The organism is Burkholderia ubonensis (assembly GCF_902833085.1).
Lineage (GTDB): Bacteria > Pseudomonadota > Gammaproteobacteria > Burkholderiales > Burkholderiaceae > Burkholderia > Burkholderia ubonensis.
This window is the reverse complement of the sequence record NZ_CADFEB010000004.1, coordinates 177,943-199,403: the sequence shown is the minus strand read 5'-3', so window position 1 is coordinate 199,403 and position 21,461 is coordinate 177,943. Positions and strand designations below refer to the sequence as shown.

21 protein-coding genes are annotated in these 21,461 nt (G+C 69.6%); 15 read left to right on the top strand and 6 right to left on the bottom strand.

Annotated features, from left to right (window positions below; all coding sequences use genetic code 11):
- Positions 1-102 precede the first annotated feature (102 nt).
- The 3 genes from HWX31_RS12145 to HWX31_RS12135 all read left to right on the top strand — a co-directional run bounded on the left by HWX31_RS12145 (position 103) and on the right by HWX31_RS12135 (position 3,598).
- On the top strand, positions 103-1,023 hold the full coding sequence (locus HWX31_RS12145) for a LysR substrate-binding domain-containing protein (protein ID WP_174964155.1): 921 nt from the start codon (positions 103-105) through the stop codon (positions 1,021-1,023).
- 136 nt (positions 1,024-1,159) lie between these two features.
- A complete protein-coding gene (locus tag HWX31_RS12140; RefSeq protein WP_174964156.1) occupies positions 1,160-1,438 on the top strand; it encodes a hypothetical protein in 279 nt (92 codons plus the stop codon).
- A gap of 42 nt (positions 1,439-1,480) precedes the next feature.
- Entirely contained in the window at positions 1,481-3,598 is a 2,118-nt protein-coding gene (locus HWX31_RS12135; protein ID WP_174964157.1) for a phosphocholine-specific phospholipase C, read from the top strand.
- Positions 3,599-3,706: 108 nt separating this feature from the next.
- On the opposite strand, the gene HWX31_RS12130 is transcribed toward HWX31_RS12135, so the two are convergent.
- The gene (locus HWX31_RS12130; protein ID WP_174964158.1) at positions 3,707-4,330 is read right to left on the bottom strand and encodes an RBBP9/YdeN family alpha/beta hydrolase; all 624 of its coding nucleotides are present in this window, start codon (positions 4,328-4,330) and stop codon (positions 3,707-3,709) included.
- 167 nt (positions 4,331-4,497) lie between these two features.
- On the opposite strand from HWX31_RS12130, the gene HWX31_RS12125 reads away from it, so the two are divergent.
- The 5 genes from HWX31_RS12125 to HWX31_RS12105 are packed head-to-tail and all read left to right on the top strand — an operon-like array spanning position 4,498 to position 7,584.
- Positions 4,498-4,935, top strand: coding sequence for a VOC family protein (locus tag HWX31_RS12125; protein ID WP_059618271.1), 438 nt, complete (start codon positions 4,498-4,500; stop codon positions 4,933-4,935).
- A 4-nt stretch (positions 4,936-4,939) separates the two neighbouring features.
- Entirely contained in the window at positions 4,940-5,881 is a 942-nt protein-coding gene (locus tag HWX31_RS12120) for a 2-hydroxyacid dehydrogenase (RefSeq protein ID WP_174964159.1), read from the top strand.
- A gap of 35 nt (positions 5,882-5,916) precedes the next feature.
- Complete coding sequence (locus HWX31_RS12115) at positions 5,917-6,849, top strand: hydroxymethylglutaryl-CoA lyase (RefSeq protein WP_174964160.1); 933 nt, start codon at positions 5,917-5,919, stop codon at positions 6,847-6,849.
- A gap of 34 nt (positions 6,850-6,883) precedes the next feature.
- Positions 6,884-7,390, top strand: a complete 507-nt coding sequence (locus HWX31_RS12110) for a YbaK/EbsC family protein (RefSeq protein WP_010090477.1) — start codon at positions 6,884-6,886, stop codon at positions 7,388-7,390.
- Entirely contained in the window at positions 7,387-7,584 is a 198-nt protein-coding gene (locus HWX31_RS12105) for a DUF1289 domain-containing protein (protein WP_045567070.1), read from the top strand. Before HWX31_RS12110 ends, HWX31_RS12105 begins: the two co-directional genes overlap by 4 nt.
- A 213-nt stretch (positions 7,585-7,797) precedes the next feature.
- Here the strand turns inward: HWX31_RS12105 and HWX31_RS12100 are convergent, their stop codons facing one another.
- Positions 7,798-8,700 (bottom strand): DMT family transporter, encoded by a 903-nt coding sequence (locus HWX31_RS12100; RefSeq protein WP_174964161.1) that lies wholly within the window; start codon positions 8,698-8,700, stop codon positions 7,798-7,800.
- Between the two features lie 110 nt (positions 8,701-8,810).
- Here HWX31_RS12100 and HWX31_RS12095 point away from each other — a divergent pair, with 110 nt between their 5' ends.
- Positions 8,811-9,302, top strand: a complete 492-nt coding sequence (locus tag HWX31_RS12095) for an Lrp/AsnC family transcriptional regulator (RefSeq protein WP_059477295.1) — start codon at positions 8,811-8,813, stop codon at positions 9,300-9,302.
- Positions 9,303-9,336: 34 nt separating this feature from the next.
- Here HWX31_RS12095 and HWX31_RS12090 read toward each other — a convergent pair whose 3' ends face one another.
- Positions 9,337-10,233 (bottom strand): alpha/beta fold hydrolase, encoded by an 897-nt coding sequence (locus tag HWX31_RS12090; protein ID WP_174964162.1) that lies wholly within the window; start codon positions 10,231-10,233, stop codon positions 9,337-9,339.
- Positions 10,234-10,499: 266 nt separating this feature from the next.
- On the opposite strand from HWX31_RS12090, the gene HWX31_RS12085 reads away from it, so the two are divergent.
- Positions 10,500-11,459 carry an NAD(P)H-dependent flavin oxidoreductase gene (locus HWX31_RS12085; RefSeq protein ID WP_174964163.1) on the top strand — a complete coding sequence of 320 codons (960 nt, stop codon included), beginning with the start codon at positions 10,500-10,502 and terminating at the stop codon, positions 11,457-11,459.
- Between the two features lie 114 nt (positions 11,460-11,573).
- Here HWX31_RS12085 and HWX31_RS12080 read toward each other — a convergent pair whose 3' ends face one another.
- The 3 genes from HWX31_RS12080 to HWX31_RS12070 form a co-directional block, all read right to left on the bottom strand.
- A complete protein-coding gene (locus HWX31_RS12080) occupies positions 11,574-12,536 on the bottom strand; it encodes a LysR family transcriptional regulator (RefSeq protein WP_059618283.1) in 963 nt (320 codons plus the stop codon).
- 170 nt (positions 12,537-12,706) lie between these two features.
- On the bottom strand, positions 12,707-13,786 hold the full coding sequence (locus HWX31_RS12075) for a porin (protein ID WP_174964164.1): 1,080 nt from the start codon (positions 13,784-13,786) through the stop codon (positions 12,707-12,709).
- 354 nt (positions 13,787-14,140) lie between these two features.
- Complete coding sequence (locus tag HWX31_RS12070; RefSeq protein WP_174964165.1) at positions 14,141-14,614, bottom strand: peptide-binding protein; 474 nt, start codon at positions 14,612-14,614, stop codon at positions 14,141-14,143.
- Between the two features lie 366 nt (positions 14,615-14,980).
- On the opposite strand from HWX31_RS12070, the gene HWX31_RS12065 reads away from it, so the two are divergent.
- The 5 genes from HWX31_RS12065 to HWX31_RS12045 all read left to right on the top strand — a co-directional run bounded on the left by HWX31_RS12065 (position 14,981) and on the right by HWX31_RS12045 (position 21,419).
- Positions 14,981-16,033 (top strand): bile acid:sodium symporter family protein, encoded by a 1,053-nt coding sequence (locus HWX31_RS12065; protein ID WP_174964166.1) that lies wholly within the window; start codon positions 14,981-14,983, stop codon positions 16,031-16,033.
- A gap of 166 nt (positions 16,034-16,199) precedes the next feature.
- A complete protein-coding gene (locus HWX31_RS12060) occupies positions 16,200-18,035 on the top strand; it encodes an EAL domain-containing protein (protein WP_174964167.1) in 1,836 nt (611 codons plus the stop codon).
- 182 nt (positions 18,036-18,217) lie between these two features.
- Positions 18,218-19,237: a LacI family DNA-binding transcriptional regulator gene (locus HWX31_RS12055; protein WP_059634402.1), complete on the top strand. Its 1,020-nt coding sequence runs from the start codon at positions 18,218-18,220 to the stop codon at positions 19,235-19,237.
- A complete protein-coding gene (locus tag HWX31_RS12050) occupies positions 19,234-20,514 on the top strand; it encodes an AGE family epimerase/isomerase (RefSeq protein ID WP_174964168.1) in 1,281 nt (426 codons plus the stop codon). Before HWX31_RS12055 ends, HWX31_RS12050 begins: the two co-directional genes overlap by 4 nt.
- The gene (locus tag HWX31_RS12045) at positions 20,511-21,419 is read left to right on the top strand and encodes a carbohydrate kinase family protein (RefSeq protein WP_174964169.1); all 909 of its coding nucleotides are present in this window, start codon (positions 20,511-20,513) and stop codon (positions 21,417-21,419) included. The genes HWX31_RS12050 and HWX31_RS12045 overlap by 4 nt, the downstream gene beginning before the upstream one ends.
- Positions 21,420-21,461: the final 42 nt, after the last annotated feature.

The window sequence follows — 21,461 nt, the reverse complement described above, 5'->3', positions numbered from 1 at the left end:
ATGCAGGCCGTGTGGAAGATGGCGCCGAGTGTAGGAACGCGGCGGCGGCACCCGCAAACGATGAATTGTCGTGCTCGGGCATTAGTGCTACTAATACCCGCCATGCGACCGATCCATCTTCCACCGCTGCAGACGCTGCGCGCGTTCGAGGCCGCCGTGCGGCTGCAGAGCTTCACGCGCGCCGCCGACGCGCTCGCGCTCACGCAGGGCGCCGTGAGCCAGCACATTCGCGCGCTCGAGGCGCAGCTCGGCTATCCGCTCTTCACGCGCGAACGCAACGGCGCGACGCCGACGCAGGCCGCGCATGCGCTCGCGCTGCAGGTGCGCCAGGGCCTGAGCGTGCTCGAGCGCGCGTTCGAGCCGGCGCTCGCGACGCGCAGCCGGCCGCGCACGCGCGCCGTCACGCTCGAGGTCAGCGTGCTGCCGAGCGTCGCGGAACGCTGGCTCGCGCCGCGCCTGCCGCGCTTCGCGGCCGCGCACCCGCACATCGGCATCGCACTGCATCCGGACGCCGCGCTCGCGCCGCTGCGCAAGCGCGACCGCATCGACGTCGCGCTACGCTACGGGCCCGGCACGTGGCCGGGCGTCGTCGCAGAGAAGCTGATGAACGAGACCGTGTTTCCGGTCGCGAGCCCCGCGTACCGCAACCGCGACGGCATCGCGCCGCGCGCGCCGGCCGACCTCGTGCGCGCGACGCTGCTGCGGCATCCCGCGCAGCCGTGGGAGCCGTGGTTCCAGGCCGCGCGGCTCGACCTCACCGAATCCGCGCGCGCACCCCGCTTCACCGACGCGAACGCGCTGATCGACGCGGTGCTGAAGGGGCGCGGCGTCGCGCTCGCGCGCCGTTCGCTGATCGAGCCCGAGCTGGCGGCGGGTACGCTCGTGCGCGTGTCGGCGGTGCGCATCACCGACGTCTACGCGCACTATGTCGTGTGGCGTCCCGACCATCCGAAGGAGGCGGCGATCCGCACCTGGCTCGACTGGCTGCGCAGCGAAGTGCGCCGCCGCACGCCGCGCCACTGACACACGACCGAAAGCATTTCGTTTCAACATCGAAAGCGTTCCGAAATAACGCGCCGGTCGCAAACGATTCATCGAAACGCCTCATCGATTCGTCATACTCGCCGACGTTCGAGATCAGCCCCGCAGGAGCCATGTGATGCGCCGCTTTGCCACCGTCCTCGCCCTTTGTGCCGCACTGTCCGCCGCCGCATGCAGCGACGACGCATCGCACGGCGCACACCCGGCCGACGGCACGCAGCAGGCCGGCGGGTCCGCCGGCACGGCCAGCGCATTCAACAGCGCCACGCCCGCCGGCAGCGCCGCATCGGGTGCCGCGCCGCTCGCGCCGCCCGTCGTCCACTATCCGCCGGACGACGACGACGGCGCGAAGCCGGCCGCCCCGGCATCGGCCGCCCCCGCATCGACACCAGGCTGATCCGCCGTTTCCGTCCCCGTTCGCAGAGCCGAGGTGAAAAACATGACGTCATCCAGCCGCCGCCGTTTCCTGCATACCGTCGCGCAGTCCGCGGGCGCCGCCGTTGCGCTCAACGCGTTCCCCGAGTCGATCCGCCGCGCGCTCGCGCTTCCCGCCGCGCGCGGCACCGGCACGATCCGCGATGTCGAGCACGTCGTCGTGTTCATGCAGGAGAACCGCTCGTTCGACCATTACTTCGGACACCTGCGCGGCGTGCGCGGCTACAACGACCGGTTCCCGATCCCGCTGCCGAACGGCAAGCCCGTGTGGTACCAGCCGTCGAAGGAGGACCCGGCGAAGCCCGTGCTGCCGTTCCGGCTCGACACGAAGACGACCAGCGCGCAGTGCCTCGGCGCGCTCGACCACTCGTGGGCGAAGACCCACGCGGCGATCGACGGCGGCCGCTACGACCAGTGGCCCGCGAACAAGACCGACATGACGATGGGCTACCACGTGCGCGAGGACATCCCGTTCCACTACGCGCTCGCCGATGCGTTCACCGTCTGCGACCACTATTTCTGCTCGCTGCCCGGCCCGACGCACCCGAACCGCGCGTACCTGATGACGGGCACGATCGACCCGACCGGCAAGTTCGGCGGCCCGCTGCTCGACAACGCCGACTACGTCGACGGCGACCTGCCGCCCGCGTACCAGCTGCTCACGTGGCAGACCTTCCCCGAGCGGCTCGAGGCGCGCGGCGTGTCGTGGCAGGTCTACCAGCAGGGGCTCACGTGGGCCGATCCGGTCAACGGCAACTACGGCACGAACATCCTGCAGAACTTCGCGAACTTCATCCACGCGCAGCCGGGCTCGTCGCTGTACCAGCGCGCGCAGACGGTGCGCACGCTCGACGACCTGAAGTCCGACGTGATCAACGACCGCCTGCCGCAGGTGTCGTGGCTGCTGCCGCCCGCGGTGTTCTCCGAGCATCCGAAATACACGCCTGCCTACGGCGCGAACTACACGTCGCAGATCCTCGACGCGCTCACCGCGAACCCGGACGTGTGGAGCAAGACCGTGCTGTTCATCATGTACGACGAGAACGACGGCTTCTTCGACCACATCGTGCCGCCGCAGCCGCCGACGTCGGCCGCGCAGGGCGCGTCGACCGTCACGACCGACGGCGAGCTGCATACCGTCGTGAACCCGGGGCGCGGCGGCAGCTATACGGCCGACGGCCTGCCATACGGCCTCGGCCCGCGCGTGCCGATGACGGTCGTATCGCCGTGGACCAAGGGCGGCTTCGTGTGCTCGCAGGTGTTCGACCATACGTCGGTGATCCGCTTCATCGGCGAGCGCTTCGGCGTCGACGAGCCGAACATCACGCCGTGGCGCCGCACCGTGTGCGGCGACCTGCGCGCCGCGTTCGATTTCCGCTCGCAGGACGCGACGTTCCCGCCGCTGCCCGACACGAGCCAGTACCGCTCGATCGCCGACCAGCAGTGCACGTCGCAGCCCGCGCCGACCCCGCCGGCGCAACCGGTCCCGATCGATCCGCAGGAACCGGGCGTGCGGCCGGCGCGCGCGCTGCCGTACGAACTGCATGTGAACGCGCGCGTCGACGGCGCGAACCGGCTGCGCATCGAATTCGCGAACCGCGGCGAGCAGGGCGCGCACTTCAACGTGTATGCGACGAACCGCAGCGACGGGCCGTGGCGCTACACGGTCGGCGTGCACCGCACGCTGCACGCGGACTTCGACCTGACGGCGACGAACGGCGCGTATGCGTTCTCGGTGTACGGGCCGAACGGCTTCGTGCGGATCTTCTCGGGCAACGCGTCGGCCGCGGCCGCGCATCGCCGCAATCACGCGCAGCCGGAGGTCAAGGCCGGCTACGACGTCGCGAACGGCAACCTGTACCTGAAGCTGCGCAATCACGGAACGGGCCACGTCACGCTGACGCTGACCGACAACGCGTACGGCGCGCCGGCGCGGCAGGTGACGCTGCACGCGGGCGACGAGCGCGTCGAGCAATGGCTGCTCGCGTCGAGCCACCAGTGGTACGACGTGACGGTGAGCGACGGCGCCAACGGCACGTTTTCGCGCCGCTTCGCGGGCCACGTCGAGAACGGGCGGCCGAGCTATTCGGATCCGGCGGCGGTGAAGCCCGTCACCGCGTAACGCGCGCTCGCGCCGCGCGTAGAACGACGACGCCCTGCCGGGCGGGCCTCGGCCCGCACCGCAGGGCGTTTTTCATGGTGGCGCGCGGCGTCGCGGATGCGCACTGCGTCAGACCGCGTGCGCGATCACCCTGCCGGCGAAGGCGGCATCGAACTCCCCCAGCTGCTCACGAAACCGCAGCGGCGCCGCGCAATGCACGAGCGTATCGATGAAGTACTTCGCGCGCGGCCACGGCCCGAAGCCGGCCGCGGTGTTGATGTGGCCCGCGTCGCCGAGGTTGACGAACGCGCTGCCGAGCCGCTGCGCGAGGGTGCGGGCATCGCCGAGCGACATCCACGGATCGGTCTCGCTGCCGATCACGATCGACGGCACCGCGAGGCGCCGCGCGTCGAACGCGCCGGCGAACGTGAACTTGCGCGGGCTGGCCGGCGCGACCAGCAGCACGCCCGCGACTTCGCCGGCATGCGGCCACTGCGCGAGCGCGTGCGCGGCCGCGAGGCAGCCGAAGCTGTGCGCGGCGAGCACGAACGGGCCGCGCTCGCGTTCGAGCAGCGTGCGCACGGAATGCGCCCAGCCCGCGAGATCCGGCGCGTCCCAGTCCGCCTGCTCGACGCGCAGCGAACGCGGGAACTGCCGTTCGAGCCAGGTCTGCCAGTGAGCGCCTTCGCTGCCGTGCAGGCCGGGAACGGTGACGAGCCGCGGCGGCCAGACCGATTTGCTGCATGCGCCCATGATTGCCCTCGCTGGCTTGAACACGAGGCCCGATTGTGGCGCGCCGCGCGCGGCGGCCGAACCAATATTTTGTGCTTTGCTTTTCGGCGGGCGGGATCGCGCCCCCGCGCGCCGACGCAACCCGCCGCGAAACCGTAGAATGTGAGGTTCCAGAAAGGAGACACCCGATGCCCGCTACGCCCGCCGGCGCGCTGCGCCCGTTCCATCTTGCCTTTCCCGTGTCGAGCCTCGCCGACGCCCGCGCGTTCTACGGCGGCCTGCTCGGCTGCCCGGAAGGCCGCAGCTCGGATCATTGGGTCGATTTCGACTTCTTCGGCCACCAGCTCGTCGCGCATCTCGCGCCGCACGAAACCGGCGCGAGCGCGGTCAATCCGGTCGACGGCGACGACGTGCCGGTGCGCCACTTCGGCGTCGTGCTGGCGATGGACGAATGGCACGCGCTCGCGGACAAGCTGAAGTCCGCGCACACCCGCTTCGTGATCGAGCCGCACATCCGCTTCAAGGGCGAGGTCGGCGAGCAGGCGACGATGTTCTTCCTCGATCCGTGCGGCAACGCGCTCGAATTCAAGGCGTTCGCCGACATCGGCCAGCTGTTCGCGAAGTAACCGCATGAAGATCCTGTTCTATTCGCCGCACCAGGAAGCCGGCGCATGGCGCGACGAGCTCGCGCAGGCGCTGCCGGAAGCCGAGCTGCGCGCGTGGCAGCCGGGCGACACGGCCGCCGCCGACTACGCGCTCGTATGGCGCGCGCCGCGCGAGCTGTTCGCGCCGCGCGACGGCCTGCGCGCGGTCTTCAACCTGGGCGCGGGCGTCGACGCGCTGCTCGCGTTCGAACGCGCGCATCCGGGCACGCTGCCGCGGCACGTGCCGCTCGTGCGGCTCGAGGATTCGGGCATGGCGCAGCAGATGATCGAGTACGTGACGCACGCGGTGCTGCGCTACCTGCGCCGCTTCGACGAATACGACGCACTGCAGCGCGAGCGCCGCTGGCACGCGCTCGAACCGCATCCGCGCGCGACCTTCACGGTCGCCGTGCTCGGCCTCGGCGTGCTCGGCGCGCAGGTCGCGCGAGCGCTCGCCGCGCTCGGCCTGCCGGTGCGCGGCTACAGCCGCAGCCCGAAGCAGCTCGACGGCATCGAAACCTTCGCGGGCGACGGCGCCTTCGACGCGTGCGTCGACGGCGCGAAGGTGCTCGTCAACCTGCTGCCGAGCACGCCGGACACCGACGGCATCCTCGACGCGCGCACGTTCGCGCGTCTCGCACCCGGCGCATACGTGATCAACGTCGCGCGCGGCGCGCATCTGGCCGAAGCCGACCTGCTCGACGCGCTCGCGGGCGGCCGCGTCGCCGCCGCGACGCTCGACGTGTTCCAGCACGAGCCGCTGCCGGACGACCATCCGTTCTGGCGCGCGCCGCGCATCACGATCACGCCGCACAGCTCCGCCGAAACGCTGCGCGCGGAAGCGGTCGAGCAGATCGCCGGCAAGATCCGCGCGTTCGAGCGCGGCGAGCCCGTCAGCGGGATCGTCGACTACGCGCGCGGCTACTGAATCGAATCGCGCATTCCAAAGACAAGGAGACAGTCATGACCTTCCCCACCGCCGTGAAGATCGTCGAAGTCGGCCCGCGTGACGGGCTGCAGAACGAAAAGACCTTCGTGCCCACCGACGTGAAGATCGCGCTGGTCGACCGCCTGTCGCGCGCCGGCTTCCGCAACATCGAGGCCGCGTCGTTCGTGTCGCCGAAATGGGTGCCGCAGATGGCCGACGGCGCCGACGTGATGGCCGGCATCGAACGGCGCGCCGGCACCGTCTACTCGGTGCTCACGCCGAACCTGAAGGGCTTCGAGGGCGCGCTCGCCGCGCGCGCGGACGAGGTCGTGATCTTCGGCGCGGCGAGCGAGGCGTTCTCGCAGCGCAACATCAACTGCAGCATCGCCGAGAGCATCGCGCGCTTCGAGCCGGTCGCGAAGGCCGCGAAGGATGCGGGCCTGCGGCTGCGCGGCAGCGTGTCGTGCGCGCTCGGCTGCCCGTACCAGGGCGACGTGCCGGTCGCGTCGGTCGTCGACGTCGTCGAGCGCTTCGCGGCGCTCGGCTGCGACGAGATCGACCTCGCCGACACGATCGGCGTCGGCACGCCGAACCGCACGCGCGAGGTGCTCGCGGCGGTCACGCGCGTGTTTCCGCGCGAGCGCCTGTCGGGCCACTTCCACGACACCTACGGGCAGGCGCTCGCGAACATCTACGCGGCGCTGTTCGAAGGGATCGAGATCTTCCACGCGTCGGTCGCGGGCCTCGGCGGCTGCCCGTACGCGAAGGGCGCGACCGGCAACGTCGCGACCGAGGACGTGCTGTACCTGATGCAGGGCCTCGGCATCGACACCGGCGTCGATCTCGCGCAGGTCGTCGCCGCCGGCGAATTCATCTCGAACGCGATCGGCCGCGCGAACGTGTCGCGCGCCGGCCGCGCGCTGCTCGCGAAGGCGCAAAGCGCAGCCGACGCGCCGAGCTGCGCCTGACTCCAAGCTTCATGCATTCAACGGATTCGACCACATGACGACCCCCACTTCATTCGACTCCCTCCCCGATTCCGCGCGACGCGTCGCGACGCTGCTGCGCGAGCGCGGCCATGCGAAAGGCATCGTGATGCTGTCCGAAACCGGCAAGACGTCCGCGGAGGCGGCGGCCGGGCTCGGCTGCTCGGTCGCGCAGATCGCGAAGTCGATCCTGTTCCGCCGCCAGTCGGACGGCGCGCCGGTGCTGGTAGTCGCGAGCGGCGCGAACCGCGTCGACGAGCAGAAGGTCGCCGCGCAGGTCGGCGAGGTCGGCCGCGCGGACGCGAAGTTCGTGCGCGACAACACCGGCTATGCGATCGGCGGCGTGTGCCCGATCGGCCATCTGGTCGAGCCCGTCACGCTGATCGACGCCGACCTGCTCGCGCTCGACAGCCTGTGGGCCGCGGCCGGCCATCCGCATGCGGTGTTCAACCTGTCGCCGCAGGAGCTCGTCACGCTGACCGGCGCGCCGGTTGCCGACGTCGCGCTGCGGGAGACCGCATGAGCGACGTGCCGCAAAGCGCCGTCGCATCGCCGTGCACCGGCGTGTGCAAGATCGATCCGCGCACCGAGTGGTGCGCGGGCTGCCTGCGCACCCGCGACGAGATCAAGGGATGGCGCGCGTCGGACGACGACGCGAAGCGCGCGGTGCTCGCGCGGCTCGACGCGCGGCGCGCGCTCGCGGCAAGCGACGCATAAAAAAATGCCGTTCAGCCTGACGGGCGAACGGCACCTCGAATCGGAATCCTGTGAACGTGATCAACGTCACAGCACGCATCATACGAGCGACGCCCGCGGCATCGCATCGGGTGTTTCCCTACAACTTCTTACAGCCCGTTTCATGTGCGCGCGGGGCACGTTTTTCGCGCCGCTGCGGCAAGCCATAGTGGCAAGCCAAATCGCGCGACCGTTTCAGCGCCCCGCCACCGCGCGGCGCGCCGGCACGATGCGCCAGCCGAGATTGACGCCGGCCGCCGCGAGCAGGATCAACAGCGCGCCGAGCACCTGCGTCCACGCGAGCGTCTGCCCGAACGCGACGCGATCGACCGCGATCGCGACGACCGGGTAGACGAACGACAGCGCGCCCGTCATCGCGGTCGGCAGCTTCTGGATCGCGCCGTACAGCAGCACGTACATCACCCCCGTGTGCACGATGCCGAGCACGACGAGGTCGAACCATTGCGACGGCGTCGCGGGCAGCGTGTCGAAGCGGGTGAACGGCGCGAGCATCACGACGCCGAGCCCGACCTGCAGCAGCGCGATCAGGTGCGGCGGCGTGCCCTTCAGGTGCTTGGCGATGATCGACGACACCGCATACAGGAACGCAGCGCCGAGCGCGAGCGCGACGCCTTCGAGATACTCGCCCGGCAACGCGAGCACGGCCGGCTCGACGCGCACCACGCACACGAGGCCGACGAACGCGAGCAGCAGCCACACGAGCGTCGACGTGGTGATCCGTTCGCGGAACACGAGCGCGCCGAGCGCGACGAGCATGAACGGCTGCGTGTTGTAGACGGCGGTCGCCATCGAGATCGACGCGCGCGAATACGCGGCGAACAGCAGCAGCCAGTTCGCGACGATCGCGACGCTGCCGAGCGCGGCGAGACCGAGCATGCGCCACGAGAACAGCGAGCGGCGCAGGAGCCCGAGCGCCGCGCAGACGAGCGCGAGCGTCGCGCCGCCGAACACGCAGCGGAAGAACACGACGTTGGCGAGCGGCTGCCGCGACGACATCACGAGCCAGCCGATCGTGCCGGACATCAGCATCGCGACGACCATTTCGGCGGCGCCGCGGCGAATTTCGTTCGAAGCCATGATGGTTCCGTTGAAGGATCGGATGACTTCGATTCTAGAAACTTGCTTTCGCGATCTCCACGGCTAAACTGAAGTGAATCATCCGATTCACCTTCGAAAGCAAAGCGATCATGACGAAACGCCTTTCCCCTCCATCGGTCGCCGCGCTCGACGCGACCGACCGCGCGATCCTCGCCGCGCTCGCCGACGACGCGCGCATCGCGACCAGCGAGCTGGCGCGGCAGATCGGGCTGTCGGCGCCCGCGACCGCGGACCGCGTGCGGCGCCTCGAGGCGCAGGGCGTGATCGCCGGCTTCACCGTCGAGCTCGACCCGCGCGCGCTCGGCTATACGCTGCAGGCGATCGTCCGCGTGAAGCCGCTGCCCGGCCAGCTGCATCTCGTCGAGGAGCTGCTGCGGCGCATCCCCGAATTCGTCGAATGCGACAAGGTGACCGGCGACGACTGCTTCATCTGCCGGCTCTACCTGCGCTCGATCGAGCAGCTCGACGGCATCCTCGCGAAGGTGACCGAGCGCGCGGAGACGAGCACCGCGATCGTCAAGTCGACGCCGGTGCCGCGCCGGCTGCCGCCGCTTGCGGACGACGACGCGGCGCGGCGGTGACGCGCTCGCGCCGCCGCCCGCGCCGCCATCTTCATCAGGCCGCCGGGTCGCGCGCCTCGAAGAACGCGAGCATCTCGTCGATCAGGTCGACCGGCGCCTCTTCCGGAACGTAGTGCCCGCACGGGAGCGCGCGGCCGCTGACGTCGCGCGCGACGTGCCGCCATTCGTCGAGCGGATCGAAGCAGCGTTCGACGATCCCGTTCTCGCCCCACAGCACGCGCAGCGGGCACGCGACCTTGGTGCCGCGCTCGAGATCCGCACGGTCGTGCTCGAGGTCGATCGTCGCCGACGCGCGGTAGTCCTCGCACATCGCGTGCACCGCGCCCGGCTGCGCGAGCGCCGCGCGATACGCGGCAAGCGCGTCGGGCGCGAACGGCGCGAGGCCCGCCGAGCGGTTGCCCATCACGCGCTCGATGTACGCGTCGGTGTTTGCGCCGATCAGCGTCTCCGGCAACGGCTCGGGCTGGATCAGGAAGAACCAGTGGAAGTACGCGGTCGCGAATGCGCGATCGGTCTTCTCGTACATCGCGAGCGTCGGCGCGATGTCGAGCAGCATCATCCGCTCGACCGCATCGGCATGATCGAGCGCGAGCCGGTGCGCGACGCGCGCGCCGCGATCGTGCGCGCACACGTAGAAGCGCTCGAAGCCGAACTGCCGCATCACCGCGACCTGGTCGGCCGCCATCGCGCGCTTCGAATACGGCGTGTGCTGCGCGTCGCTCGCGGGTTTGCCGGACGCGCCGTAGCCGCGCAGATCGGTCGCGATCACCGTGAAATGATTCGCGAGCGTCGCGGCGACGCGATGCCAGATCATGTGGGTCTGCGGATGGCCGTGCAGCAGCAGAAGCGGCGGCCCCGCGCCTCCTTTGACACCGAAGATGTCGGTGTCCTGCACCGTTACGCGAAACGGAGCGAATGTCTCGAACGACATGGTTTGTTTCTCGTTGGTTTGTTATGGCGGCTATTGTAGGAGCGCGTTCGAAGCCGCACAGCGGCGTGGATACCCGAATCCGTAGAACGAGAGCACTCACTCGATTGCCCGCACACGGCGCCCTTTGTTAAGCTCGCACGCAAACGCACGATCGTTCGTATTAATATGTGCAGCAGACCTGCGCGGCGGCCGCACCGGCTACACTCGAAGCGCCGTTCGCGCTGTCACTGTCACGTACAGCCACGATCAGGATCAGGAGACTCCACATGGCACTGCCCGCCGTTCTTCAGCATCTGACGCTGCCCGTCATCGCGTCGCCGATGTTCATCGTCAGCTACCCCGAACTCGTCCTCGCGCAATGCAAGGCCGGCATCGTCGGCTCGTTCCCGGCGCTCAACGCGCGCCCGGCCGAACTGCTCGACGAATGGCTCACGAAGATCCAGGCCGAGCTCGCCGACCACAAGGCGAAGCATCCGGATGCGGTGATCGGCCCGATCGCGGTCAACCAGATCGTCCACCAGTCGAACGAGCGGCTCGAGCACGACATCCGCGTGTGCGTCGACCACAAGGTGCCGATCTTCATCACGAGCCTGCGCGCACCCGCGCGCGAGATCGTCGACGCGGTGCACAGCTACGGCGGCATCGTGCTGCACGACGTGATCAACCTGCGGCACGCGCAGAAGGCGCTCGAAGCGGGCGTCGACGGGCTGATCCTCGTCGCGGCCGGCGCGGGCGGCCACGCGGGCACGACGTCGCCGTTCGCGCTCGTCGGCGAGGTGCGCAGGATGTTCGACGGCCCGATCGTGCTGTCCGGCGCGATCGCCAACGGCGGCTCGATCCTCGCCGCGCAGGCGATGGGCGCCGACCTCGCGTACATGGGCACGCGCTTCATCGCGACGCAGGAAGCGCACGCGGTCGAGGACTACAAGCACGCGATCCTCAACGCGAAATCCGCCGACATCATCTATACGAACCTCTTCACCGGCGTGCACGGCAACTACATCCGCGAGAGCATCGAGAAAGCGGGGCTCGACCCGGACGCGCTGCCCGAATCCGACAAGACGAAGATGAACTTCGGCGGCGACAAGGCGAAGGCGTGGAAGGACATCTGGGGCGCGGGCCAGGGCGTCGGCCTGATGGACGACCTGCCGAGCGTCGCGACGCTCGTCGAGCGCCTGAAGCGCGAATACGACGACACGAAGGCGCGGCTCGGCATTGCGCGCTGACGCGGCGCGTCACGTCGAATCCGTCGCACAAAACGAAAGCGCGAACGCCTCACGGCGTTCGCGCTTTTTGCTTGCTGCGGGTTTCCTTCGACGAAAGCGCGTCGCTCACATCGCTTAGCCCGCGCGCTTGATCCGCGTGATCGGCAGCACGCGCAGGCGCGCCTCGATCGACGGGCACAGCGATTCGTTCTCGAACCGCGCGGCGAGGAAATCGACGAACGAGCGCACCTTCGCCGACACATGGCGGCGGCTCGCGTACACCGCATAGATCGGCAGCTCGCGCGGCGGCACCGCATCGAGCAGCACCGGCACGAGACGCCCGGCCTCGAGGTCGTCGCCGACCACTTCGGTGCCGAGCAGCGCGATGCCCGCGCCGCCGAGCACAGCCGCGCGCAACCCTTCGAGGTGGTTGACGATCAGGTTGCCGTTGAGATTCACGCGCGACGCGGCGGCCGCGTCGGTCACCATCGCATCGAGCACCGTCGCGTTCGTGTCGCGCCGCAGGTAGTTGTGGTGCGCGAGATCGGCGATCGTCTGCGGCGTGCCGCGCTTCTCCAGATAGTCGGGCGACGCGACAAGCATGATGTGCGCGGTCGCGATCTGCCGCGCGACCAGCGACGACGACTTCAGCCCGCTCGGCGCCGCGCGCACCGCGACATCGTAGCCTTCGTCGATCAGCTCGACGACGCGGTCGGACAGCGTGATCTCGACCGTCACGTCGGTGTAGCGGTCCGCGTAGTCGGTCACCGCCTGCATCACGTGGCGCAGCCCGAACGCGGACAGCGACGTTACGCGCAGCCGGCCCTGCGGCACGACGCTCGCGGCGCCGACCGCCTGCCCGGCTTCGTCGAGTTCGGACAGCGCCTGCACGAGGCGCTCGTAGTATTCGCGCCCCGCTTCGGTGGGCGCAACGCGTCGGGTCGTGCGATGCAGCAGCCGCGCGCCGAGCTGCTGCTCGAGATGCATCACGTGCTTGCTCGCCATCGCCGCCGACATCTGCATGCGCTCCGCCGCGCCGACGAAGCTGCCCACTTCGACGACGTAGCGAAACACATTCATGCTGACGAGGGTATCCATCGAACTAGCTCGCAATCCCAGAGAATCGACAAATTACGAGATAGAGTAGCAAAAGTGAGGAAACAGAAAGGTCAACAAAAGCAAAACGGCGCCGCAATTGGCGGCGCCGTTCAACAAAACGAAACAGGGCACGAATCCGGCGCGGCTTGCGCGGCGGCGTGCCCGCGGGGTCAGAACTTCGCGCGAATGCCGGCGCCGAACGTGTTGCCGTTCGACAGGCTGCTGATGTGGTCGTTCATGTACGCCGCGTAGACGTCGGTGCGCTTCGACAGCGGATAGTCATAGCCGACGGCCCACGTCTGGCGCGTCTGGTTCTGGCCGCCCGCGTCGCGCGAGTAGGCGTAGGACGCCATCGCGGTGCCGGTGCCGAGCGGCACCGTCACGCCGCCCTGCCCGGTGTTCACGTGCCAGCTGCCCGCGACCTGGTCGTTCTTCGTATACATGTACTGGCCGAACAGCTTCACGTACTTCAGGTCGTAGGTCGCGCCGACCTGCGCGATGCCCTGGCTCTTCATGCCTGCGACGCCGGAAAGCGTGCCCAGGTCGCGCGGGGCGTTGTTGAAGTTCACGTACTGGTACACCGCGGTCGCCGCGAACGGCCCGTTCGCGTAGTTGAACTGAGCACTCCATTTCTTCGCGCCGTTGTCGCCCGCCTGGTTGCCGAGCGCGTACATCACGCCGAAGTTCGCGCCGCCGAATGCCGGCGACGTATACGACACCGCGTTGTTCCAGCCCGAATCGCCGACCGCGCCCTGGTCGCTCGGATAGGTCGGGAACGTGCCGAGGCCGAGGAACGTGTGATAGACCATCGGCGAGAACACGTACGAGTCGAAGAACGGGTTGAACAGGATCGTCGACAGGAACAGGTGCGTGGTCAGGCGGCCGGCGGTCACCGTGCCGTACGGCGAGCTGATGCCGACGTACGCGTTGCGCGCGAAGAAGGTGTCGCCGTCGAAGCGGCCGAAATTGCCGTTCTGCGCGCGGAAGAAGCTTTCCAGCGTGAAGATCGCCTTGTAGCCGCCGCCGAGATCCTCGGTGCCGTGCATGCCCCAGTACGACGTCGACATCCCGCCGCCCGACACGTTCCATGCGCGATCGCTGCCCGGGAATTTGGTCGCACCGACCCACTCGTCGACCTGGCCGTACAGCGAGACGCTCGATTGCGCGTGGACGGGCGCGGCGGCAACGCAGGCGGCGGCCGCGACCAGCGCGGCGGACGTGCTCGACGCACGGCGGGCAAATGCTTTCATGAGATCTCCAGGTATTGTCGAAAAGAAACCGGGCGGCGCGAGCGTTGTTATAGGGGCGGCCGCTTGCGTCGTGCTGGGGCGCAGCCATCTTTGCGGATCATTTTTCCGGTCAAAAATGCGTGTGCTTATTGCGGGTATAGCGGCGGCATTAACTTCGCGGCGGCGGTTCGGGCGCGAACGGGGCGCGGCGGCAACGCGCGAGCTCGTCACGCGGCGGCACGGCGGCGCGTCACGCGCGAACCGGGCGCGAAAGATAGCGCAATGCGGCGGGAAAATCAGCGGAAATCGATGCGCGACTGTGGCGAATTCGCATCAGTCGGCGGAGGGACGGAACGCGAGCGCGTTCGGTTTCGCTCAGTTTCGATAAAACGGCGAGAAATACGGCGAATGCGCGGGCTCTTCCTGCGCGCGCGGCGGCGGCAGCGGGCGGCCGCCGCGCTCCTCGTTGTAGCGGGCGACGTCGGCGCGGATCGACCCGGCGCGCAGCGGCATGTTGCCGCCGCCCGGCGGGCGCGGCACCTGGCGTGCGTCGGCGCTGATCGGTCGGTACGGGCTCTGCGCGGCGTAGTGGCCGTACGACGGCGTCGGTCGCAGGCCCCAGCGGGGGCCGGAGCCGTTGACGCCTGCGCCCATCCGCGCCCCGGGGTTGCCGCCCCACTGCGGGGCATGGCGCCACACGGGCGGGCCACCGGACGCGCGCAGGCCGCGATCGCCGCCGCCGAACCCGTGTCCGCCGTGCGGGGGCTGCGCGAGCGCAAGCGGCACCAGCAGCGCGCCGAGCACGCCTGCCGCCCATCGTCCGATCTTCCGTTTCACCCGATCCGTCATTGTTCAGAGCCTGGTTTTGCTTGCCGCGAGTGCCTGTCCAAGGGCGGGCGCAAGCCTTTCAGCAGTAATTTATGAGCGAGGCGAAATCGTGTCGAGCCAAAAAGTGTTAGGTCCGGGGCATCGGTGTAACACCATGTTACTGCTGGGTTTTTCACGTCAGGGACGGATCGCAGCGGCACATTCTTCTGCTGTTTTCGTCACCTTGCGCGACAGGCGGGATCGGCCGCGCGGCATTCACCCGATTCATCAATCGATTCATACAATGAATTTGTGGTTTGAATCGACAACCGGGAAAATACCGGCGTCCGCGCGTGCGGCGTCCGCGCGTGCGCGGCACGCCTTCCTATCGTCCCGATCGAGATTCCGATGGCCCGCCCCCGTTACCTCCCCGACAACTTCACGCTCGCCCTCGTCGGCACCGTCATTCTCGCGAGCCTGCTGCCGTGCCGCGGCCCGGCCGCGCATGCGTTCAACTGGGCGACCAACATCGCGGTCGGCCTGCTGTTCTTCCTGCACGGCGCGAAGCTGTCGCGCGAGGCGATCGTCGCGGGCGCGACGCACTGGCGGCTGCACGCGGTCGTGCTGCTCAGCACCTTCGCGCTGTTCCCGCTGCTCGGCCTCGCGCTGAAGCCGGTGCTGCAGCCGCTCGTCACGCCCGCGCTGTATGCGGGTGTGCTGTTCCTCTGCACGCTGCCGTCGACGGTCCAGTCGTCGATCGCGTTCACGTCGATCGCGAAAGGCAACGTGCCGGCCGCGGTCTGCGCGGCGTCCGCGTCGAGCCTGCTCGGCATCTTCGTCACGCCGGCGCTCGTCGGGCTGATGATCACGACGCAGTCGGCGGCGAGCGCGTCGCCATGGAGCACGGTCGGCAGCATCGTGATGCAACTGCTCGTGCCGTTCGTCGCCGGCCAGCTGCTGCGGCCCGTGATCGGCCGCTGGATCGAGCGCAACCGCGCGGTGCTGCGCTTCGTCGACCAGGGCTCGATCCTGCTCGTCGTCTACGTCGCGTTCAGCGAGGCCGTCGACCAGGGCCTCTGGCACCAGATTCCGCCGCGCGCGCTCGCCGGGCTGCTGGCCGTCAACCTGGTGCTGCTCGCGATCGCGCTGCTGCTGACCGCGTTCGTCAGCAAGCGGCTCGGCTTCAACCGCGCCGACCAGATCACGATCATCTTCTGCGGCTCGAAGAAAAGCCTCGCCGCCGGCGTGCCGATGGCGAAGGTGATCTTCTCCGCGCACGCGGTCGGCGCGATCGTGCTGCCGCTGATGCTGTTCCACCAGATCCAGCTGATGGCCTGCGCGGCGCTCGCGCAGCGCTGGGGCGCACGCAGGCTGGGCGAACCGGGCGACGAGGGCGCCGCGCAGGGCCGGGTCGCGTCCGCGCCGGGCGCGCCGGGTGCACTGAACGCCGGCAAGCGCTGACGCGCCGGCCGCCTTCGCGTCGCTCCCCCCGGCCCGCGCCGCGCAATGCGGCGGCCATCACCCGCGGCGATGCACCACGACGGCGCATCGCGTCACGAAAAATTCATTCAATTCTTCCTGCGCGGCGCCGTTATGCCGGTCGTCCCGACGTTTCGGCCGTCCTGCCATGTTCGCCATCCCCGCCGCTCCCGATGCCGCCCGCACCGCGCGATTGATCGCGGACCGCGCGCTCGCCGCCGTGTTCCAGCCGATCGTCGACCTCGGCTCCGGCACGGTCATCGCCTATGAGGGCCTGATCCGCGGCCCGCACGGCACCGACCTGGAAACGCCCGCCGCGCTGTTCGCGCAGGCGGCGCGCGAAGGCGCGACCATCGCGCTCGAACACGCGGCCGCCATCACCTGCCTCGACGCGTTCGCGGCGCTCGGCTGCGACGGCAAGCTGTTCCTCAACTTCAGCGCGGGCGCGATCCTGGCGCTCGCGCGCGAACGCGAGCACGTGTGCACGCTGCTCGAGCGCGCGCAGATCGCCGCCGAGCGCATCGTGATCGAGCTGACCGAGCAGAACGCGACGGCCGATCTCGCGCAGGTCGCGCCGGCCGTCGCGTTGCTGCGCGACGCGGGCATCCAGTTCGCGCTCGACGACTACGGCACCGCGAACGCGAGCATGAACCTGTGGCTGCGCCTGCATCCCGACGTCGTGAAGATCGACCGCTTCTTCATTCACGACATCGCCCTCGATCCGCTGAAGTTCGAGGCGGTCAGGGCAATGCAGCATTTCGCGCACGCGAGCGGCGCGAAGCTGATCGCCGAAGGCATCGAGCACGAGCGCGACCTGATCGTCGTGCGCGACATGGGAATCTGCTGCGTGCAGGGCTTCCTGCTCGGCCGCCCGCATGCGCAGCCGGAGCGCGTCGTCGCGCCCGCCGCGCGCGACGCGATCCGCGCGCCGCACATCGCGGTGTTTCCGGACGCGTCGCGCGCGGCCCGCCCGAGCGGCACGGTCGCCGCGAAGATGCTCGTCGCCGCGCCCGCGCTGCCGCGCGACGTGACCAGCAACGACGTGCTCGCGCTGTTCAACCGGATGCCCGAGCTGCACGCGGTCGCGCTCGTCGAGCACGAGCGGCCCGTCGCGCTGGTGAACCGCCGCAGCTTCATGGACCGCTTCGCGCTGCCGTACCACCGCGAAGTGTTCGGCAAGAAGCCGTGCCTGCAGTTCGCGAACGACGCGCCGCTGATGATCGAGAACGCGACGACGGTGGAACAGCTCGCGCTGCTGCTCGCCAACAACGACCAGCGCTATCTCGCGGACGGCTTCGTGATCACCGAGCACGGCCGCTATGTCGGCCTCGGCACCGGCGAGAGCCTCGTGCGCGCGGTGACCGAGATGCGCATCGAGGCCGCGCGCTACGCGAACCCGCTGACGTTCCTGCCCGGCAACATCCCGATCAGCGCGCACATCGACCGGCTGCTCGCGCGCGACGCCGGGTTCCACGCGTGCTACGTCGACCTGAACCAGTTCAAGCCGTTCAACGACCAGTACGGCTACTGGCAGGGCGACGAGGTGCTGAAGTACGCCGCGACCGTGCTGGCCGGCATCTGCGATCCGCAGCGGGACTTCCTCGGCCACGTCGGCGGCGACGATTTCCTGGTGCTGTTCCAGAGCGACGACTGGCACGCGCGCGCGACCGCCGCGATCGGCCGCTTCAACGACGGCGCGCAGCGCTTCTACACGCTGGTCGACCAGCGCGCGGGCGGCCTGCACGGGGAGGACCGCCACGGCAACCCGGCGTTCTTCGGTTTCGTGACGATGGCGATCGGCGCGGTCGGCGTGCCGGCGGGCGCGCACCGCGCGATGCGCTACGGCAGCGACGAGATCGCGTCGGTCGCGGCGCTCGCGAAACGGCGCGCGAAGCAGCAGCCCGACGGGCTCGCGGTCGTCGATCTCGACGCAGGCCGCGCGGCGCTGCTCGCGCGCGGCGAACCGCCCGCGACGCCGCGCTGAGCGCCACGCGCGGACACCTTGCCTTTTGCCGCGCCTGTTTAGTATTTTTAGTAAATGCGTCGGCGCAGATTAGTGCTTTAAATTCGTGTATTTACGGGTATTCCCCGGGGATATGGCGCGATTTTAGCGATGTGTTTTACTATACAATCGCCGTCACCCTAAACAAACCGGATTTCCGAACGATGGGCACCACCATTCGCGACGTGGCGCGGGCGGCAGAGGTCTCGATCGGCACCGTGTCCCGCGCGCTGAAGAACCAGCCCGGCCTGTCCGAAGCCACGCGCGCGCGCATCGTCGAGATCGCGCAGCGCCTCGGCTACGATCCCGCGCAACTGCGGCCGCGCATCCGCCGGCTGACGTTCCTGCTGCACCGCCAGCACAACCGCTTTCCCGCCAGCCCGTTCTTCTCGCACGTGCTGCACGGCGTCGAGGACGCGTGCCGCGAGCGCGGCATCGTGCCGACGCTCTTGACCGTCGGCCCGAACGACGACGTGCTGCGCCAGATGCGCCCGCACGCGCCGGACGCGATCGCGGTGGCCGGCTTCATGGAGCCGGAGACGATCGAGGCGCTCGCCGCGATCGGCCGCCCGCTCGTGCTGATCGACCTGTGGGCGCCCGGGCTGCGCTCGGTCAACATCGACAACGCGACCGGCGCGGCGCTCGCGATGCGTCACCTGCTGGCCACCGGCCGCACGCGCATCGCGTTCATCGGCGGCTCGCCCGCGCACTACAGCATCACGCAGCGCGCGATCGGCTACCGGCGCGCGTTCTTCGAGGCCGGGCGGCTGTTCGACCCGGCCTACGAAGTGACGATCGACGCCGGACTCGACCCGGACACCGGCGCCGCGCGCGCGATGCAGCAGCTGCTCGACGCGCCGGGCCCGCGCCCGGACGCGGTGTTCGCGTACAACGACGCGGCCGCGCTCGCCGCGCAGCGCGTATGCATCGCGCGCGGGCTGCGGGTGCCGGACGACATCGCGATCGTCGGCTTCGACGACATCCCCGCCGCCGCGCACGCGAGCCCGCCGCTCACGACGCTCGCCGTCGACAAGGAAGCGCTCGGCCGCCGCGGCGTCGAGCTGCTGCTGGCCGAAGCGCCCGAGCACACCGAGATCTGCCTGCCCGTCGAGCTGATCGTGCGGGCCAGCAGCCGGCCCGCCGCGACGCGGGCGCCCGTCACCGCCACGAGCACCGAACCATGACTACGCCCCCGGTCCAACCCGCCCCGGCGACGCCGGCCGCGCATGCCCATCCGGCCCCGTTCGTCGCGAGCTTCCGCGATCCGTCGTTCCTGCTGTCGCACGTCGAGGACACGCTGCGCTTCTATGCACCGAACGCACTCGACCCGACGGGCGGCTTCTACCACTACTTCCGCGACGACGGCAGCGTGTACAACCGCACGTCGCGGCACCTCGTCAGCAGTTGCCGGTTCGTCTTCAACTACGCGATGGCGTACCGGCATTTCGGCGATCCGCGCCATCTCGACTACACGCGCCACGCGCTGCGCTTCCTGCGCGACGCGCACTGGGACGACGCGCTGCAAGGCTACGACTGGGAGCTCGACTGGCGCGACGGCGCGAAGCGCGCGACGCTCGACGGCACGCGCCACTGCTACGGCCTCGCATTCGTGCTGCTCGCCGCCGCGCACGCGACGATGGCGGGCGTCGACGAGGCGCGGCCGCTGATCGCCGCGACCTACGAGCTCGCCGAGCATCGCTTCTGGGACGCCGCCGCGGGCCTCTACGCGGACGATGCGTCGTCGAACTGGATCGTGTCGAGCTACCGCGGCCAGAACGCGAACATGCACATGACCGAGGCGCTGCTCGCCGCGTACGAGGCGACCGGCCACCTCACCTACCTCGACCGCGCGGAAAAGCTCGCGACGCACGTCACGCGGCGCCAGGCGGCGCTGTCGGGCGGGCTCGTGTGGGAGCACTATCACGCGGACTGGTCGGTCGACTGGGACTACAACAAGGAAGACAGCTCGAACATCTTCCGGCCGTGGGGCTTCCAGCCGGGGCACCAGACCGAGTGGGCGAAGCTCCTGCTGCTCCTCGAGCGGCACCGCCCGCTCGACTGGCTGGCGCCGCGCGCGGCCGAGCTGTTCGACGCGGCGCTCACGCACGCGTGGGACGCCGATCACGGCGGGCTCTGCTACGGCTTCGGCCCCGACTTCACGATCTGCGATCACAACAAGTATTTCTGGGTGCAGGCGGAATCGTTCGCGGCGGCCGCGATGCTCGGCGCGCGCACCGGCGCCGAACGCTACTGGGACTGGTACGACGAGATCTGGCGCTATAGCTGGGCGCATTTCGTCGATCATCGCTACGGCGCGTGGTACCGGATCCTGACCTGCGACAACCGCAAGTACAGCGACGAGAAGAGCCCCGCCGGCAAGACCGACTATCACACGATGGGCGCGTGCTACGACGTGCTCGCGACGCTCGCGCGCGCGACGCGCAGCGAACCGACGCAATGAGCGGCGGCGGCTTTCCGGCGTTCGTGTCCGCCGGCGACATCCTGACCGACATGGTGCGCGCGGGCGACGCGCGCTGGACCTCGGTGCCGGGCGGCGCCGGCTGGAACGTCGCGCGCGCGGTCGCGCGGCTCGGCGTGCCGAGCGCGCTCGCCGGCGCGATCGGCGAGGACTGCTTCTCCGACACGCTGTGGCGCGCGAGCGACGCGGCCGGGCTCGACCTGCGGTTCCTGCAGCGCGTCGCGCGAGCGCCGCTGCTCGCGATCGTCCACGAGACGCGGCCGCCCGCCTATTTCTTCATCGGCGAAGCGAGCGCCGATCTCGCGTTCGACCCGGCGCGGCTGCCGGCCGGCTGGGCCGATCACGTGAAATGGGCGCACTTCGGCTGCATCAGCCTCGTGCGCGAGCCGCTCGCCGGCACGCTGATCGCGCTCGCCGCCGAGTTGCACGCACGCGGCGTGAAGATCAGCTTCGATCCGAATTACCGGAACCTGATGACGGCCGCGTACCGGCCGACGCTCGAGAAGATGGCGGGCCTCGCGGACCTGATCAAGGTGTCCGACGAAGACCTGCGGCACCTGTTCGGCGGCAGCGAGGCCGCTGCGATCGCAGCGCTGCGCACGCTGAATCCGCGCGCGGCGCTGCTGGTGACGCGCGGCGCGGACGCCTCGACGCTGTACGCGGACGGCGACGTGCACGAAGCGCGCCCGCCGCGCGTCGAGGTGGCCGACACGGTCGGCGCGGGCGACGCGTCGATCGGCGGGATGCTGTTCAGCCTGATGGCGGCACCGCAGCGCGCGTGGCCGGAGCACCTCGCGTTCGCGCTCGCCGCGGGCGCCGCCGCGTGCCGCCACACCGGCGCGCACGCGCCGACGCTCGACGAGGTGGTTGCGTTGCTGGAGGGCTGACGCAGAAAGCGGTATATGGCGCGATTCGGGTTTTCAGGCGTC